This is a genomic window from Nodularia sp. UHCC 0506 (assembly GCF_034931045.1).
Classification (GTDB): domain Bacteria; phylum Cyanobacteriota; class Cyanobacteriia; order Cyanobacteriales; family Nostocaceae; genus Nodularia.
Window position 1 is genome coordinate 41,956 of record NZ_JAYGHH010000014.1, and the last position, 17,374, is coordinate 59,329.

Here is a 17,374-nt window from a genome sequence, read left to right on the forward strand (position 1 = left end):
TAAATTTGAACAATTAAGCAGAAGGGAGGTTGAGTCTATGTTAGGAATAACCCTCAAGGAAACGAGAGTTTACCGAAAAATTAAAGCAGAAGGGCGAGAAGAAGGACGAGAGGAAGAGGCTGCTAACTTAATTACCCGAATGTTGACTAAGCGATTTGGAGAACTATCGGAGGAAATGCGCTCTTCGATTGCTGGTTTATCTTTGCCTATTCTCGAAGATTTGAGCGAAGCATTTTTAGATTTTACGAGTTTGACTGATTTACAATCCTGGTTAGAAGCGCTGGGAAGTTAAATCAATTATCAGTTATCAGTTATCAAGAAAACCGCAAAAACTAAGCAGCGCAATATTTTTGGTTGACAAAACTAGCGTTAAATTCTCCCCTCTCTTTGATAAGGAGAGGGGTTGGGGTGAGGTTCTTTACTTGATTAAAGAAGTACGCCTAATAATTTGCATTAAATACTATAATAAACACGGAATTAATTAAATTTACTGACTATAAATAATATGCGCGATCGCAGACAATTATTGAAATGGGTGGGTTTAGGAACTGCAATTTTAATAATACCAGTCGTGGGGACAGCGATTTGGAAATGGGTTCAGGCTACTGACCCTGTACCAAGGGAACTAAATCTCAACTCTGAAATAGGCATAGACTACACCAGACTAAGCAACTTACTAGCAGTAAGAAACTGGGAAGAAGCAGATCAGGAAACTTATCAGGTAATGAACAAGGCTCTAAATAGTAATTGGAGCATTCCAGCATTCTTAAACTTTCCCTGCACAGACTTACATACAATTGAGCAATTATGGGTAAAACACAGTAATGGACACTTTGGGTTCAGCGTCCAGAAGAAAATTTACGAAAGCGTTGGCGGTCAATCTGGGAGCGCATTTATACCCTTAGAAGTCTATGAAGAGTTAGGCGATCGCGTAGGATGGAGAGTGAATAGTAGTTGGATAGATACGTTTACTTTTGATACCTCAGCCCCGATAGGACACCTCCCGTCTAGATATGGGAAAAATCTTTTAGAGCGTCTCTTCTCTCGCATCGAGACTTGTAAACTGTAAAATTTAATGCTTTCAGATATTTATAAATATTTATGACAAACTCCTACACCTTATTATAATCAATACATAGGGCTGGCTGAAGAAATCTAAAAACATTACAGGTAAAGGATTTTAGCCTGTTTGAAATTGAAAAAGTGCAAGCTTTTATGAAGTGGGAACTCGAAAACCTTGCATTTAAGTTTGATTCAAAGGAAAAATTTTCCCTACTAAACTCTTGAAACTGTTCCCTGTTCCCTGTTCCCTGTTCCCTAATCTCCACAGATAACTTATTCAGCAAACCCTACATAATTTACATTTTTGAGACGCAATAAATCGCCGTCTCTACAAGATGCTTTAAAACTAATTACTATTTACCATTTTCATGGACTTGATTTGCTCATACACATAGAGAGCCTGAGCCACACATTCATCCATATTGTAATATTTATAAGTCGCTAACCGACCCACAAAATACACCCCTGACATCGAATCTGCTAACGCTTTGTATTTTTTGTAAATTTCATGATTCTCAGGACGGGGTATAGGATAATAGGGTTCACCTTCCGCCTGGGGAAACTCATAAACGATGCTAGTTTTATGGTGTTCCTGTCCAGTTAAATACTTAAACTCTGTGACACGGGTATACAGATGTTCATTGGGATAATTAATCACTGGCGCTGGTTGAAACACTGGGGTATTATGTGTCTCGTGCTGGAAATGAACTGACCTATAAGGTAATTTGCCATAGCGATAATCGAAAAATTCATCAATCGCTCCGGTATAAACCATCTCACCCCAAGGGATTACCTGCTGAATTTCCCGGAAATCGGTATTCAGCATCACCTTAATATTGGGATGGTCTAACATCTTCTCGAACATCCGAGTATAACCGTGCAGAGGCATTGCTTGATAGGTGTCGGTAAAATATCGGTTGTCGCGGTTGGTACGGGTGGGAACTTTAGAAATAACTGATTTATCTAACTCTGAAGGGTCGAGTCCCCATTTTTTGCGGGTGTAACCTTGGTAGAATTTTTTATACAGGTCTTTACCAATTTTGCTGACTATGACATCTTCTGAGGTGCGAATATATTCTTTCGATTCTGCAATACATTTGAAAAATTCATCCACCTCAAATGAATTTAGGTTCATTCCATAGAGTTGGTTGATAGTATCTAGGTTAATGGGGAGAGGCAACATTTGTCCATCGACGCTACTCAAAACGCGATGTTCGTAAGGTCGCCACTGAGTAAACTGTGAAAGGTATTCAAAGACTTCCTGGGAATTGGTGTGAAAAATGTGGGGGCCGTATTGGTGTATGAGAATGCCATCATGATTATAATAATCGTAAGCATTACCACCAATGTGATTACGCTTGTCCACAACTAATACTTTTTTACCACACTGACTCGCCAAACGTTCTGCTATCACGCTTCCAGAAAATCCTGCGCCTACAATTAAGTAATCAAATTGCCAATCTGTTTTTAATACTTCTGGTGCTTTGTAACCTTGTATTGCCTGATGGGAAAGGCTTTTACCTTCATTCTGACGCGCTGCAAGGGCAAAATCTATCAGCTTCATCATTGTAGTCCAAGTGCGATCGCAATCCCCGCTAATAGGAAACGCATAGATATTTGGGTGCTGATGTACCTGAATGGCTTGGCTACTTTGTTCGCCGATAATAAATACCAAGTCTGCAATCGAGAACATTTCACTGTCGTATTCTTGGAGAGCCGGAGGTATGCTTTTAATGGTGGGTAGCTCATCCATACAATCGTAGATAATTGCCTGGGGTTTCAAGTTACGGGTAAAGGCGATCGCTTTTGATGTACAGTACCAGAAAATGTAATTGTCAATATGATTCTCTTGAAAAAAGGCATTGATTAATTTTTGTAAATCTGCGTTTACATTCTCCTCACTCAATCGGTTTGGCAGAGATGGAATCACAATCACTAAACCATTCTTATTTTGTCTAACATCCAAACGCCCCATCAGTTGGTCAGTGAAAATTACCTCCTCAATAAAAATGACTCGCCTTTGTGAAGTACAGCGACTTAAAATATGTTTTAACCTGGGATGAACAGAATTCCAACGCAAATTAGACAAGCAAACTATCTCAGGTGTCTCGGCAGTCAAGGTAGTAACACTACAATCAATGTCCATATTTTTCTAAAAATACTTGGTATGTTTTTAAACTGAAAATCAAGCAAGGGTAAAGGCAAATTTTAGGTCATATTCGGGTAATCACTTATACTTAAAGTAAGTTAGATTAAGCAAAGAAACCCAATAACAAAAATTACCAGTTATATTAGGCTGGACTTTCTATCCCTACGAGTAAGGAAGATACAAACTAAACGACAAAACTACTTTTTATTACAGGTATTCATGAAAACTGACTCTTAGGATAACTTATCAAAGTTATCCCTCTGGATTGATTGCTTATAAATCGCAATTTTGCAGTTATAGCTCACAAATTTACTTGTTTGCCAGCATCTTTTTATAAAAGGTCTGGTCTGTGTTTTTGCCAATAATAGAGGTTGCATTCATTGTAATAATCAATCCAGGTACAAAAATCTAAATTTGGTAAAGTTTGCCAAACAATTGAACTAGGATTAAGAGCAATAATCCAACCAGCTTTTCTCACTCGCAAACACAAATCCACATCATCAAACTGAAGATAATAATCTTTGAAAACTCCAATATGCTGCACCACTCGATGGCGCAATAACAGTGATTTACCTACACAATTTTCTACCCTAAGATAAGGTTTACTCTGTAGTAATTCATCGCTTAAAATATTATTCTGTTTACCAAAATTTCTTGTTGATGATGAATGATCACCATTAATCAATCTACCAAATTCTTGAATAGTATTAGGTAATTTTCGGTGATAAACTTGAGAACCTACTAAACCGACCTCATCGTGGTCTTGTAAGGTTGTAATTAATGTGCTGAGGGCTAAAGGGTCTAGACGCACATCATCATCCAGTAGCCAGATGTAATCATATTTCAGCTTGCTCACAAATCGCAAACCATAATAAAAACCGCCAGATTTACCTAACTTTTTACCTGGTTGCAGAACCTGAATATGAGCAAAATTAAATTTTTGTAAATAAGCTTGCATTTTGTTGTCTGAAGCATTATCTACAACATAGATATCAATTTTTGTCTGATATAATTTCTGTTTCCCAATATCTTCTAGCACTGAACACAGAGAATTGAACTTCTGATGAGTCTCAATGATAATTGCAACTGTGATGATATGCCTTCTAGAGACGTGGGTTTGTACCTCTGGTTGAGTTAAAAATCCTGACAAGTAAGATTTCATCTTTGCTAATCTCCAAAACGCCTATTTTGATTTTCGATAATTCTCAATCGACTACTGAGCTTAAAATATGCATTTTTCCAATGCACAATAAAAGCACACATAGCTCAAAAATGTAACCTGTTGTTTTTTTTTACTCGTCTGCCTAAAGGGTGATCAGTTGGCAGCAATCAAGGTATACTAAGTAAAATAAGCTACTCAAAAGCAGATATTGAGGATCATTTGAATAATAAATTTGCTGTCAAATTGCCTACGAAACAAGCATTACAGCACTAATCTTGACTAATTTATTGTTATAAAAATATTTCCAAAGTTATCAGTTCCATTTGCAATGTTATACTCTCCAAGCATCCGCCTGATAACTGTTCGCGGACTTTATAACCTTGTCAGGTTCTATATTAATAAATATTTCATTTGCTTGACTTAATCACCCAGGAGTATTTTTGCTCATGCGGATACGCTTTGCATTAACAGGGCTTTTGCTTGAGTGAAATTCATCTTACTTTGTCGAGCAACATAAATTCTAATCCACTACTTTTAATAATCCTTTTTGTAAAGCATCAAACACTCGACTAATTTGTAGTCTTTCTTCTTCATTAAAGCCTTCTTTAGAAAGTAGTGTTGACATTAATAACTGCTGGTCACGACGGGTAATTCTACCAATAGCAAAAATGTGCTTTAAGAGATTATCTAATGTTATTTGATTTGAGGAATAAGTGCTTTCCATATTCTTAATGAAAAAATTTTGACACTTTTATAGGTTATGGCCTTTAATATACAACTTTTTACTAAATATTTCCTTAGTAGCACTACGGAAGAATAAAAAATAACTGCTTCTTACTGAGTAAGATAAATAAGTATTGATCACATACATATATTTACTGAATAATACACAATAGACATTGAGCTAAGAAGTTGTTGCCAAAGACATTGATATGATTTTAAACACTTATCTATCTCTACTGGTTTTTCTGGAGGAGGGGCGGAAAGGTCATTAAAATCCCTTGTTTAACAGGGATCTAGGGAATCTAGAATTGAGAATGGGTCTTTTCAAACATCCTCTATAATTTCAAAATCTTTTTAGGCATGAATTGCTCTGTATATTCTTGTTCGCAGATTTACAGTAGCTAATTGTTACTGTCCTGCCTCTGTTTCCGGTAGAATAACTTGGAAATAAGAATTTAAAGATCATGGTAATAGCTCGTATTGGGATTATTGGTGGTAGTGGTCTATACAAAATGGCGGCCTTGAAGGATGTGGAAGAGGTAGAAATTGAAACTCCTTTTGGTTCACCTTCTGATGCTTTGATTTTAGGAACACTGGCAGAAACAAAGGTAGCATTCTTAGCCCGTCATGGTCGTAATCATACTTTATTGCCTTCTGAGTTGCCGTTTCGCGCCAATATCCATGCGATGAAGCAGGTGGGTGTAGAGTATTTAATTTCGGCTAGTGCGGTGGGTTCTTTAAAGGCTGAAGCTAAACCACTAGATATGGTGATACCAGATCAGTTTATTGACAGAACCAAAAATCGGGTTTCAACGTTTTTCGGTGAGGGAATTGTGGCTCACATTGCCTTTGGTGATCCCATTTGTCAAAATTTAGCCGGGGTATTAGCAGATGCGATCGCTTCTCTAAATTTACCAGATGTGGGTCTACATCGTGGCGGCACTTATGTGTGCATGGAAGGCCCGGCATTTTCCACAAAGGCGGAATCCCATCTTTACCGCAGTTGGGATGCCACAGTGATTGGAATGACCAATTTACCAGAGGCGAAGTTAGCCAGGGAAGCGGAAATAGCCTATGCAACGTTAGCGCTGGTAACAGATTATGATTGCTGGCATCCAGATCATGATAGTGTGACTGTAGAAATGATCATTGGTAATTTGCAGCGCAACGCGGTTAATGCTCAAAAGGTGATTCAAGAAACTGTACGGCGCTTGAGTGAAAATCCGCCAATTAGTGATGCTCATTCGGCTTTAAAGTATGCGATTTTAACTCAGTTGGATCAAGCACCTGCGGCAACTAAGAAAAAGTTGGGGTTATTATTGCAGAAGTATTTGTAACTGAATCGGGATACTTCCCCACCTATAGGAGTGTTAAGTGGGGATATCAGCCGGATTGGGCATTTACCAAGCTTTTGACTCAGCACTCAGCACTCAGCACTCAGCACTCAAGACTCAGCACTTTCCCCACTCAGCACTCATCACGCGACTTGAAAATCAAAGTTGAAACTAGCCCAATTTTTGACATCTAATATATAAGAGTCAGTCGATGTACTATTTGTCTCTGATTTGACTGCACTGGCATTATGCAAATCTTGCAATAATACTTGGGCAATTTCTAAAGGTTTCAATAATGCCCCGAAGGGTCTTTGGTCTGTAATGGGATACTTAGATTTTTCTAAATATCCTAGTGTTTCGTTAAAGGGGGCAGTACTTAGAACCATTTGATGTTCGCATTCATAAGCAGGCCCTGGGATCATCCATTCGGAAGCAGTCACACCTTTTGGTAATAATAGGGTTTCACTTGGGGCAATAACTACTTGTTGAAATAGGGGTTTGGAGTTAAAAAATGTAGTTTCTTCGGGGGATTGCCAAGGATAAAAGGCGATCGCATTTCTATTGTTTTTTAACCCCAGCAGCATTAAATACACCGGGCGATCGCTCTGATTCTGCAATCGGTACTGCATTCGACTACCAATCGGTACAATGGGATTACTTATGGCTGTGAGCAGTGATTTATTTTGCAGTTGTTCTGGGTTCAGAGTGCGTGTAGTTTCCCGTTGCATGACCACACGAGGTGACAAGTTACTGATGATCTCCAGGGTGGCTTTAACTGGTAATTGGGAAGAACCTTCATTTTCTGTGAGTCGCCATAACTTTGCTGCTAACAGAGTGGGTAATATCGGCATTAACCTTTGCACTACTAATTTTACTGCTTCCCCAGGTTCCCCAGATGTATTGGGAATGAGTTTGCCTGCGGGAGTAAATAAACCATAGCGGCTGGGATTTTCTGATAGTTTACCAAACAAGCAATCGGCTGGTTGTTCTCCGGCGACGACTGTAGAAATATGCTCAATGGCAGCAAAAGCACTTGTCGCGTCTACGCGTTCAATTCTTTCCAATCCAGTATCTAAACCAACTATTAAATTCACACTCCTGGGTAATACCCGCACAGCTTCTTGGAATAGTTGCCCGATTTGTAGGGGAGTTTCTGTCTTAATTTTAGAGATTTGAGCTTTTGCTGTTAATCCAGTACGCGATCGCAATATTAACTGCTCTCCTGTTAATAGCGTCAATCGGGAATTAATGCCATAGTTTTCTAATACTTGTGGCGGTAATCCAGCTAAAAATAGTTGGGCTGTTCTACCATCATCTTCAATAACTCTAATCACTCCCTCCGCCCCAACTTTACGGTTTGGTAGGAGTAAATTCTCCACAGTTAACCCTCCGGGTTGTTTTTTCTGATCACTAAACAATCCTGGTTGCTGATTGCTTCCCAGCTTATGTATGTAGCTGCCCACGTGGGCAAGGCTGAATTGAATTGTTGTTGCTGGTGTCGTTTCCCACAAATATTGTGTCAAGGCGTAGGTAAATAACCCCGCACTAAACCCCGAAAATAAGATTTCCCTAGCCAACTGTTGAGTGTCAGAGGTCGCAGTTAACACAATTGCATTATTAGGGTCTGAGTTTTGAGTTCTGAGTTGTTGTAAAAACTCAAGTTCCTCGATTGCTAATTGTGCCTCAGCTGATTCTGGACGGACGCGAATTCGCCAACCTGTGGGTTGGACTTTGCTAGGAGCATTATAGCTCGTATCCAATACAGCCGTTACTTTGTCTGTGGGGAGCGATCGCAATAATAGCCGGACTGTTTCTTCTAATATATAGTTGACTATTTCGTTTTTTTGTGCATCTTGAGAATTAGCTGGAACTAAAGCATTCTGCACCGTATCGATAAATCTACCCGATTTGATGCGTGTACCATAGCCACTAAAGTGAAATACAGCCACATCACCAGCTTTAACTTGCTGTCCCAGGTGTGCCAAAAAAGCCTCTTCAATAGATGTCCTGGTAGCTTTTTCTTCCGTTAAAGTCAGGATATCAGAGGACAGGAAGCCAAAACGATTAATTAACAGTTCTTTTTGCAGTTCTACATCAGTGAGACAACCACCCAATGCAGGACTTTTTTGGTATTGATTAATGCCAATCAATAATGCTAATTTACGTTGACTAGGCTGTGCCAAAGCTTGAGAGTAGCGATCGCTTAAAGCCAACCACTGAGCTTCAGTCACACCCAATACTGCGAGTATGGAACCAATCCGTTGTAAAAAAGTCCGACGCTTCATAATTAGCCATCAGTCCTCAGCCCGTCAGCTAACAGCTTATAGGGCTGAAGTCTGTAGTGTAAAGTTAAAGTTTATACGATTCGCTGATTAATAGTATCAGTTAAGAGACATAATGGAGTTGAATCCATGACTATATCAGCGTGATAACTGTTCACGGTCTAAATCCCCCACCTGATGCCTTGATAACTGCTTACCGTTCACTGTTCACTGATTTTTGCATCGCCCGCGCCAATTCTGCTGCCACTTCTGGACGGGAAAATTCTGGTGGTGGCAATTCACCCCGGCGGAGCATTTCTCTGACTTTGGTTCCTGAGAGATGAACACGTTCTTCTGGCTTGCTGGGACTAGTTTTAGTTGTCGCCATTTGTTTGGTGCGTGTGCAGTAGAAAGCGTGTTCAAACTTCATTGGCACAATACCCAATTCTCCAGGCTCAAACTCTTCAAAGATATATTGAGCATCATAAGTGCCGTAATAATCACCCACACCTGCATGATCCCGTCCCACAATAAAGTGAGTACAACCATAGTTTTTCCGCACTAAGGCGTGGAAGATCGCCTCCCGTGGGCCAGCATAACGCATGGCGGCCGGATTAATTGCCAAAATCACTCGGTCTTCGGGATAGTGATGTTCTAGCAAAATTTCGTAGCAGCGCATCCGCACATCGGCGGGAATATCATCTTCTTTTGTCGCTCCTACCAATGGGTGCAAAAATAAACCATCAACGGTTTCCATAGCACACTTTTGGATATATTCGTGGGCGCGATGGATGGGGTTACGAGTTTGAAAACCGACGATAGTTTTCCAACCCTTGTCCCGAAACATCTGCCGTGAAGCTGCGGGATCGATTTGGTAGGTGGGAAACTGGGAATGGGGATCGCGTTGTAATAACCAAATGTCACCTGCAAGATTTACAGAACCCTGATTGTAGACTACTTGCACACCTGGATGTTTAGCGTCATCAGTGCGGTAAACATTAATTGCTTCTTGAATTTTATCGTAGATATACTTTTGCGTCAGTTGCAAAACTCCGATAAATTCACCATTAGCGTTATCCAAACGAATGAGGCTGCCTTCCTGGAGTGGGGAGGCTATTTCTTCTGTTACTGACAGTGTAATCGGTATTGACCATGCCAGTCCATTCGCAAGCCGCATTTCTTTGACGACACGGGTGTAGTCTGACTGGTTCATAAAACCCGTGAGTGGACTAAAACCCCCAATAGCAATCATCTCTAAATCAGAAACCGCCCGCGCATCAAGTTGCACTCGTGGCAAAAAGTCGGCTTTTGAGAGAAATTCTGCCTTTTGTTCTGGTGTAGCGACACGGTTCACCAATTGTCCACCGTGGGGTGCAATGGCATCTGGATGTTGACTCAACGTAATCCCCTCTTTGATTTAACTGCAATTGTTTCAAACTATGTACTAACTTACCAAAATGCTGCTACGCAGATGACAAAGAGTTTGAGAATGGGGAGATGATTTACAGACACTACAGTGTATACAAAAATGATTTGTCGCGTAGCACAACGCATCATCTCAGACTCTCGGTGCATTAGGACTAACTTCCATAAATTACCCCACTCCAATTCAAGATTTTTGGACTTGTGTGTACACCATAAATAAATTATGTGTTAATTACTGGATTGATTGAAATATAAGTTACCATAAATATTGTAAGTATTATCAGGAATTAATCGCGTATATACACACATTTTAAATCTCATAAATTATCTAAAATTTTACAGTATCTTTTTACACTATTAATCACATAAATAGTATTTTGGTATTATGGCTATCTGATGAATCGAAATCTATGTGGCAAAAACATAAAAGTACATTGGCATTGATTCCGCTATCCTTGGGAACAATCGCCATAACCAGTTTCATCCAACCAGCGATGGCGGTTGGTTTAGGAATCGCCCAAAACTATAATGTCTTTGTCTTTGGAGATATGAACCAAAGTTCAGATTCCGAAGGTCGTGTGGCTGTTGGCGGTGATGCCACATTCACTAATTTTGGTATTGCTGACCGTTTATCAAATTCTCATGGCACAGATACTCGACTTGTGGTAGGTGGTGATCTAACCTATGATGGTGGTCAGATTTTTGGTGGGAATGCTGTTGTTGGCGGTAATGTTAACACCCCTGTCTATTTCAATTGCACTCCTAACTGCGGTGTCACATCAGGTAATCCCATAGATTTTGATGCTGCACGCCAAGAGTTGAATCATCTCTCTCAATACTTAAGTGGATTAACTCCTACAAATACTACAGAGTATAAATGGGGCGGGATTCACCTCCAGGGAAACAATGATGATTTAAATGTTTTTACAATTGACGGTTCCGAATTTTCCAACAATAGGACTTACTTAAATTTAAATGGCGTTGGGAGTAATTCTACTGTATTATTTAACATTTTCGGTGATAGCGTCCAAATCCAAAATTTTGGATTCAATATGAATGGCGTTAATAAGGAAAATGTGTTGTTTAACTTTGTGGATGCAACTCAATTAACAACTACTGGTTTTTCATTCAACGGCAGTGTACTTGCAACCAAAGCTAATGTTAGTTTTAATAATGGGAATGTGGAAGGGACTATAGTTGCTTCTTCATTGTCTGGTAGCGGTGAATTTCACAATAGACAATTTACAGGTAATCTCCCACCTGTGAGCAATCACTGGCTTCCTCCGGTTGATGAACCAACCACTGTACCAGAACCAGGTACGATTTTAGGGATGTTTCTCGTAGGAACTTTAGTGGGATTTTCCCGCCGTTCTCAAATCTTGTCCAAATCGGCAACTATGGCTAATACAATCCAATAATACAAAAAACCCCTCCTTTCTAACTTGCAGGTAGGGGTAAGTTTTTTTTAACTAAATTGTTCAATAATTCCGCCACCTAAGACTTGATCTCCGTCGTACCAGACAGCAGCTTGTCCGGGGGTGATGCTGACTTGGGATTCATCAAACACCAAACGCACACGGGAATTTTCCAGAGGAATCACTGTGACTGGTGTGGGGTGAGAACGATAACGAATTTGCACTGCGGCGCGAATGGGGGTGGATGGTTCAGCGATAGAAACCCAATTTACTTGATTGACTGTGCATTCTGGTTGAGTTACCTTGGTGCGATCGCCTACTACCACTTTATTATTGACTGCATCTAATTCAATCACATACAGAGGTTCAGCCGCCGCAATTCCCAAACCTTTACGCTGTCCAATGGTGTAGTGATGGACACCATCATGTTGACCTAAAATTTTCCCAGCAACATCCACAATATCCCCCGGTTTGGGTGCAAGATATTTATCCAGAAATGCCCGCATGGAGCCGTTGCTTTCCACTAAACACAAATCTTGACTTTCTGGTTTATTCGCAGTGGTTAGCCCGTATTCTGCGGCAATGCGGCGGGTGTCGGCTTTTTCTAGTTTTCCTAGAGGAAATACTGTGGCTTTTAGTAACTCTTGAGACAAATCATACAGAAAATAAGATTGGTCTTTGTTACGGTCAACAGCCCTTAATAATTGGTAGCGGCCAGTAGCTTCGTCATAGTTAATTTGAGCATAGTGACCAGTGGCAATGCTATGACAGCCTAACTTTTCACGAGCATACTGCACCATTGGCCCAAACTTCACCGTTTTATTACACTGAGAACAAGGCAGAGGTGTGATCCCAGCGCTGTAACCAGTCACCAGGAAATCCACAATTTGAGTTTGAAACACCTCACGAATATCCACAACCTCATGGGGAACCCCCAACTGTTCACAGATATCAGCCGCGTCGATCATTCCTTCAGAGCAACATTGACCCTTACCTTTCATTAGCCAAAGGGTCAAACCAATTACTTCATAGCCCTGATGATGCAGAATAGCTGCGGCGGTAGAACTGTCAACACCACCCGAAAGACCAACGACGACTTTTTGCATATACTTAAATCTTCTTCAGCTGTTCGCTGTTAATAGAAACCTATTCTCAACAGCTTGATGACAAAATATTAATTTTACTTTTTATCTAGAGTTTAATGTCATCCCAGCCACACTACAGTTGCGGGACTGTCCAATTATAGCACAGATATCTTCAAAGACTTGGTAGTAAAGCACTTGAGTTCGTCAGTCAACCAACCGTAAATTTTACCCTATTTTCCATGTATTGGTTGCCACTTGAACATACTACATCTTAAGCTAACACTATAAAAAAGATAGTTGCTACGATACTGAATTTATTTGTTCCTGAAAGAAATTATATAGGAATCTCGTTACTACTATGTACAGCCACACATCAGGTAAATTTACTGCTTTTGGAATTATGCCCTTATTCTTGGGAAGCTGTTTGGCGTTGATTCCCCAAAGTAGTCCGGCACAAATACGGGTTAATAACGTGGTAGCTCAAATTTTACCGCCAGTACCTAATATTCAATCAATGCCAGCAGTTGAATTTCAGTTTCAGCCAGATTTTCAACCATACGAACCATTACCAGTTAATCAATATAGCCAGAATTTTCAGAGTTACTCAGTGGTGGTTAATAGCAGTAACACACAGACTTTGAGTCAAGTACGCCGGATTGAACCTGATGCTTATATTCGTCAGTACCAAGGACGTTCTGTAATTAAGTCAGGAACTTTTAGTCAACTATTTAATGCAGAAAATCGGCGCAGAGAATTACAGTTATCCGGTATTAATAATGTCCAAATTGTTAACTTTGGTACTGGAGAATCAACAGATTGGGGAAGTTTACCGCCAGTAAATAATAATTCTGCATCAATGGGAGGAGTGGAATTTGGGTATCAACAAAACATTCAGCCCTTCCAAGCACAGAATTTTCAGCGTTACTTAGTATTGGTTAATAGTAGTAATACACAGACTTTGAGCCAAGTACGCCGAATTGAACCTACAGCTTATATTCGTCAGTATCAAGGACGTTCTGTGATTCAGGCAGGAATTTTTAGTCAACTATTTAATGCAGAAAATCGGGTCAGACAACTACAGTTATCCGGTATCAATAATGCACAAATCATGAACTTTAGTGATGGTCAGGCAACTGGTTTTGTCACTCCTGGACAACAGTCAAGGTCAACTATGCCCAATCGGAGACAAGAGTCTGGCTATTATGCTGTGATTCCTGGGGATGCGAGAAATTTACCTTCAATTGCAGACAATATTAGGCGCACTAGTGGACAGTATAATGTCGTATCGATAAGGCAAGAACCACTAGGTTCACACGTCGCTGTCGGGCCATTTCCAAACCGGAAAGATGCAGAGCTATGGAATCAATATCTGCAAGAATTAGGATATGGTAACGCCAGAGTTTATTTCGGTAGGTGAATTACAGAAGTTTTTGAGTTGTAAGGGCGCAAGGTTTTGCATACCTACCACGTGGTTTATTTAGCTGTAAATTTCTGTACTCGAAGCTGAGGACTCAAAACTGATGCCAGATAGACAAGCACAAATTTCACAAGTCGTAGTCACTGCTAGGCAAATGCGGGATATTGAAGCCCGGATATTTGCGGCGGGTATGCCTGTTGCGGCTTTAATGGAAAAGGTGGCGGGACTTATTGCTGTTCGGGTTCAGCAGTTGGGGGGCTATCGTGTCGGGATTTTAGTCGGCCCTGGTCATAATGGGGGCGATGCTTTGGTGGTCGCCCGTGAGTTACATTTTCGCGGTTATGAGGTGTGGTTATATTCTCCTTTTTCTAAGTTAAAGGAGTTAACTTCACAACATTTAAAATATGCTCAGAGTTTAGGTATTCGGTATTATCAAGAATTTGAGCAATTGCCTGATTGTGATTTTTTGATTGATGGGTTGTTTGGCTTTGGTTTAGAAAGACCAATTACCGATCATATCGCTTTGGCAATTAATCAGCTAAATCAATGGCATCAGCCGATTTTGAGTATTGATATCCCTTCAGGTATTCACACTGATACAGGTGCAGTATTAGGCATTGCTATTCGGGCGACTCAGACATTTTGCCTCGGTTTATGGAAGTTGGCTTTTTTACAAGACCACGCTTTAGAATATATCGGCAAAGCTGAATTAATCGATTGTGATATTCCTGTAGTTGATGTGGAAGCTGTTTTAGGGGATGCACCCAGAATTAAACGCATGACTCCAGCAACGGCAATCTCAACTTTACCTTTACCTCGTCCACCAGTGACGCACAAATATAAGGAAGGTCATTTACTGCTGATTTGTGGTTCCCGTCGTTATGCAGGAGGGGCAATTTTAACGGCTTTGGGTGCGCGTGCTAGTGGTGTGGGTATGCTCTCAATTGCTGTGCCAGAATCTTTAAAGCCGCTTTTGGTGTCACATTTGCCGGAGGCTTTAATTATAGGTTGTCCAGAGACGGAAACGGGAGCGATCGCACATTTGCAATTACCAGAAAAAACTGATTTGAGTTCTTTTAGTGCGATCGCCTGTGGCCCTGGTTTAACATTAGATGCTACCCCCATTGTCCAAGAGGTAATTTCTAGCGAATCTTCTTTAATTCTCGATGCGGATGGCTTGAATATCTTGGCACAAATGGGAACTATCCCCACATTACAAAAGCGTCAAGCACCAACAATACTCACACCCCACACAGGCGAGTTTCAAAGATTATTTCCCGATATTGCTGACCCTAAAGAAGACAGAGTAAAAGCAGTCCAAGAAGCGGCTGTACAGAGTGGGGCTGTAGTTTTATTAAAAGGGGCGAGAACTGCGATCGCTAACTCCCAAGGTACAATTTGGATTAATCCTGAAAGTACGCCAGCTTTAGCCCGTGGTGGTAGTGGCGACGTATTAACAGGGCTAATTGGGGGATTATTGGCACAAGCAGCCACAAAGGAAATTCCTGTAGAAGATATTGTGGCTACTGCGGCTTGGTGGCATTCTCAAGCGGGAATTTTAGCAGCCCAAGAACGCACAGAATTAGGTGTAGATGCCTTTACCCTGACACAATATCTGATGAAGGTTATTAGTAATCTAGGCAAAATCTAGTCAATACAAATCTTTACAAAGCTGTAAGCGAGTGGGTGACCTGAGACTCGAACTCAGAACCAGCAGATTAAGAGTCTGATGCTCTACCATTGAGCTAGTCACCCATATCCAGAAGTAAAACATAGCATATTTCTGGTAGATTTGCAAGCGGAGAACTAGAAAACAATCAAGTTATGGCAACCGCCAACCAGATGAGGACATTGTTGGTTACTGAAAGCCATGAAGCAACTTGATTTCTACTCACAACTCAGCACTCAGAACTCAGAACTCAGAACTCAGAACTCAGCACTCAGCACTCAGCACTCAGAACTCAGCACTCAGCACTTAACCAATGGGATGATTTCCGGGATTTACAGCGTGAATTTGCTCACTACCCGACTGCGGCCTGCCCCGTTTGTAGCGTGCTTCTTCTGGTTTACCCCATCCTAATTGCAAAATCATTTCCAAAAAATTAGCATTTTCCCACTTCCATAAACTTGCCCATTCTGTGATTTGAGCAATTCTCTCCACATCAGTCTTGAGAATTTTTTGGTGTTGTTTACTGTTGTTAAAACTCAAGTACAAATCCATCCCCGCAGTTACTTTATCCCAAAATTCTAATATGGTATTTTTATGAGCTTTAATAAGTTCTAAATCTGTGCTAAGGGCAATTAATTCGGTGTCAACTTCTGGATAGCGTAAGGTTTTACCCTTGACGGTCATTTCTCTCCAGACAATACCTGATACTTGATTTTCTCTTTGATAATCGTGAATGGCAGCTTTAAAATCTTGATAGGCGGTGAACTTTTGCAGCCCATCAGTTTGGATAAACTGGTCAATTACAGGATTACCAGAAACAGTCACCTCTAATTTTAGGCGTTTACCTTTAAGGCAAGCTTGGCGTTCATCTGCCAAAATTTGAATTAGTTCTTCGGAAGTATAAACCTTTGACATCAGAACACGCTCTAGTAATCATTAGTCATTAGTCGCTAGTCATTTGCAGTCAACTATCGACTAGGGATTAACTTAACTGCTAACTTGTGATCAAATGGTAGATGTTTCAGGCAGACATTGCTCAATTATCAATTTCATCCCTAGTTAGCACAATGTACTATAGGTTTGACAATGTTCACTAATTTTAATATTATCGCTTTTCTTCCAGGGAAATGCAGTATCAGAGAAAACTAAAAATCAGGGCAGACCAATTCGGTCTACCCTAAGAGGTTATTCGGCTAACTCACTACTAAATTCGTTGAATGAACGTCGCTGTAACGGCAAAGATTCAGTACGTGGCAACAAATCAAACACTGCTCGAAATTTATCATCTATTTCTTCGTAAGGTACTTGGCCGGTTTTATTTAAAACTACCTGACCTGATTTATCAAAGACTAAAACTTGAGGTACAGCCCCAGAATAATAGTATCCTGGTTCAGTGGGTTCATAAGTTTCTTTAACAGGGATGGTATCCACATCTATGGGGATAATCTCTGCGGCTCGTCCGTAGAATTCCTGTACCTGTGAAATCGAAATAGCGTATTTTTTACAATCACTGCTGTCATCGACATAAAACGCCAAAAATACAGGCTTATGTTCTTCTAAAGCTTGTGCTAAAGTCTGTCTCGGCGGAACCAGTGAACCATTGCCAGCATAAATCACGAAAATGTTACCATCGTACACATCATCTTCAAGGCCAGCAAGTGCAGGTTGTATA

The 17,374-nt window shown here is 40.5% G+C and carries 14 protein-coding genes and 1 tRNA gene; 6 read left to right on the top strand and 9 right to left on the bottom strand.

From position 1 onward, the window contains the following. Both VB654_RS10985 and VB654_RS10990 read left to right on the top strand, forming a co-directional pair. Nucleotides 1-292: DUF4351 domain-containing protein (locus VB654_RS10985; protein WP_323213757.1), on the top strand; the 292-nt coding region annotated here is incomplete at its 5' end. A gap of 213 nt (nt 293-505) precedes the next feature. Next, the gene (locus VB654_RS10990) at nt 506-1,069 is read left to right on the top strand and encodes a GUN4 domain-containing protein (RefSeq protein ID WP_323213758.1); all 564 of its coding nucleotides are present in this window, start codon (nt 506-508) and stop codon (nt 1,067-1,069) included. Between the two features lie 339 nt (nt 1,070-1,408). Here the strand turns inward: VB654_RS10990 and glf are convergent, their stop codons facing one another. The 3 genes from glf to VB654_RS11005 all read right to left on the bottom strand — a co-directional run bounded on the left by glf (nt 1,409) and on the right by VB654_RS11005 (nt 5,097). Beyond that, a complete protein-coding gene (glf, locus tag VB654_RS10995; protein WP_323213760.1) occupies nt 1,409-3,208 on the bottom strand; it encodes a UDP-galactopyranose mutase in 1,800 nt (599 codons plus the stop codon). A gap of 334 nt (nt 3,209-3,542) precedes the next feature. Next, nucleotides 3,543-4,373: a glycosyltransferase family 2 protein gene (locus VB654_RS11000; protein WP_323213761.1), complete on the bottom strand. Its 831-nt coding sequence runs from the start codon at nt 4,371-4,373 to the stop codon at nt 3,543-3,545. A gap of 520 nt (nt 4,374-4,893) precedes the next feature. After that, a complete protein-coding gene (locus tag VB654_RS11005) occupies nt 4,894-5,097 on the bottom strand; it encodes a hypothetical protein (RefSeq protein ID WP_323213762.1) in 204 nt (67 codons plus the stop codon). A gap of 463 nt (nt 5,098-5,560) precedes the next feature. Here VB654_RS11005 and VB654_RS11010 point away from each other — a divergent pair, with 463 nt between their 5' ends. After that, complete coding sequence (locus VB654_RS11010; protein WP_323213763.1) at nt 5,561-6,433, top strand: S-methyl-5'-thioadenosine phosphorylase; 873 nt, start codon at nt 5,561-5,563, stop codon at nt 6,431-6,433. 140 nt (nt 6,434-6,573) lie between these two features. Here VB654_RS11010 and VB654_RS11015 read toward each other — a convergent pair whose 3' ends face one another. Beyond that, nucleotides 6,574-8,715, bottom strand: coding sequence for a caspase family protein (locus VB654_RS11015; RefSeq protein ID WP_323213765.1), 2,142 nt, complete (start codon nt 8,713-8,715; stop codon nt 6,574-6,576). Between the two features lie 190 nt (nt 8,716-8,905). After that, complete coding sequence (sat, locus tag VB654_RS11020) at nt 8,906-10,090, bottom strand: sulfate adenylyltransferase (RefSeq protein WP_323213766.1); 1,185 nt, start codon at nt 10,088-10,090, stop codon at nt 8,906-8,908. Nucleotides 10,091-10,526: 436 nt separating this feature from the next. Between sat and VB654_RS11025 the strand changes: the two genes are divergently transcribed. Then, nucleotides 10,527-11,534 carry a collagen-binding domain-containing protein gene (locus VB654_RS11025; protein WP_323213767.1) on the top strand — a complete coding sequence of 336 codons (1,008 nt, stop codon included), beginning with the start codon at nt 10,527-10,529 and terminating at the stop codon, nt 11,532-11,534. A 47-nt stretch (nt 11,535-11,581) separates the two neighbouring features. Here the strand turns inward: VB654_RS11025 and mnmA are convergent, their stop codons facing one another. Beyond that, nucleotides 11,582-12,637 carry a tRNA 2-thiouridine(34) synthase MnmA gene (mnmA, locus tag VB654_RS11030; RefSeq protein ID WP_323213769.1) on the bottom strand — a complete coding sequence of 352 codons (1,056 nt, stop codon included), beginning with the start codon at nt 12,635-12,637 and terminating at the stop codon, nt 11,582-11,584. Between the two features lie 337 nt (nt 12,638-12,974). Here mnmA and VB654_RS11035 point away from each other — a divergent pair, with 337 nt between their 5' ends. After that, nucleotides 12,975-14,033: a hypothetical protein gene (locus VB654_RS11035; protein ID WP_323213770.1), complete on the top strand. Its 1,059-nt coding sequence runs from the start codon at nt 12,975-12,977 to the stop codon at nt 14,031-14,033. A gap of 103 nt (nt 14,034-14,136) precedes the next feature. Continuing rightward, nucleotides 14,137-15,684, top strand: coding sequence for an NAD(P)H-hydrate dehydratase (locus tag VB654_RS11040; RefSeq protein WP_323213772.1), 1,548 nt, complete (start codon nt 14,137-14,139; stop codon nt 15,682-15,684). A gap of 32 nt (nt 15,685-15,716) precedes the next feature. Here the strand turns inward: VB654_RS11040 and VB654_RS11045 are convergent. The 3 genes from VB654_RS11045 to VB654_RS11055 form a co-directional block, all read right to left on the bottom strand. After that, nucleotides 15,717-15,788, bottom strand: a tRNA-Lys gene (locus VB654_RS11045). Nucleotides 15,789-16,008: 220 nt separating this feature from the next. After that, on the bottom strand, nt 16,009-16,617 hold the full coding sequence (locus tag VB654_RS11050; RefSeq protein WP_323213774.1) for a hypothetical protein: 609 nt from the start codon (nt 16,615-16,617) through the stop codon (nt 16,009-16,011). Between the two features lie 270 nt (nt 16,618-16,887). Continuing rightward, on the bottom strand, nt 16,888-17,374 hold a 487-nt coding region (locus tag VB654_RS11055; RefSeq protein WP_323213775.1), incomplete at its 5' end, for a thylakoid membrane photosystem I accumulation factor.

Bases quoted from the DNA above. Each gene is read 5' to 3' on its own strand.
- VB654_RS10990 (WP_323213758.1), top strand. From the start codon at position 506: ATGCGCGATCGCAGACAATTATTGAAATGGGTGGGTTTAGGAACTGCA.
- glf (WP_323213760.1), bottom strand. From the start codon at position 3,208: ATGGACATTGATTGTAGTGTTACTACCTTGACTGCCGAGACACCTGAG.
- VB654_RS11000 (WP_323213761.1), bottom strand. From the start codon at position 4,373: ATGAAATCTTACTTGTCAGGATTTTTAACTCAACCAGAGGTACAAACC.
- VB654_RS11005 (WP_323213762.1), bottom strand. From the start codon at position 5,097: ATGGAAAGCACTTATTCCTCAAATCAAATAACATTAGATAATCTCTTA.
- VB654_RS11010 (WP_323213763.1), top strand. From the start codon at position 5,561: ATGGTAATAGCTCGTATTGGGATTATTGGTGGTAGTGGTCTATACAAA.
- VB654_RS11015 (WP_323213765.1), bottom strand. From the start codon at position 8,715: ATGAAGCGTCGGACTTTTTTACAACGGATTGGTTCCATACTCGCAGTA.
- VB654_RS11025 (WP_323213767.1), top strand. From the start codon at position 10,527: ATGTGGCAAAAACATAAAAGTACATTGGCATTGATTCCGCTATCCTTG.
- mnmA (WP_323213769.1), bottom strand. From the start codon at position 12,637: ATGCAAAAAGTCGTCGTTGGTCTTTCGGGTGGTGTTGACAGTTCTACC.
- VB654_RS11035 (WP_323213770.1), top strand. From the start codon at position 12,975: ATGTACAGCCACACATCAGGTAAATTTACTGCTTTTGGAATTATGCCC.
- VB654_RS11040 (WP_323213772.1), top strand. From the start codon at position 14,137: ATGCCAGATAGACAAGCACAAATTTCACAAGTCGTAGTCACTGCTAGG.
- VB654_RS11050 (WP_323213774.1), bottom strand. From the start codon at position 16,617: ATGTCAAAGGTTTATACTTCCGAAGAACTAATTCAAATTTTGGCAGAT.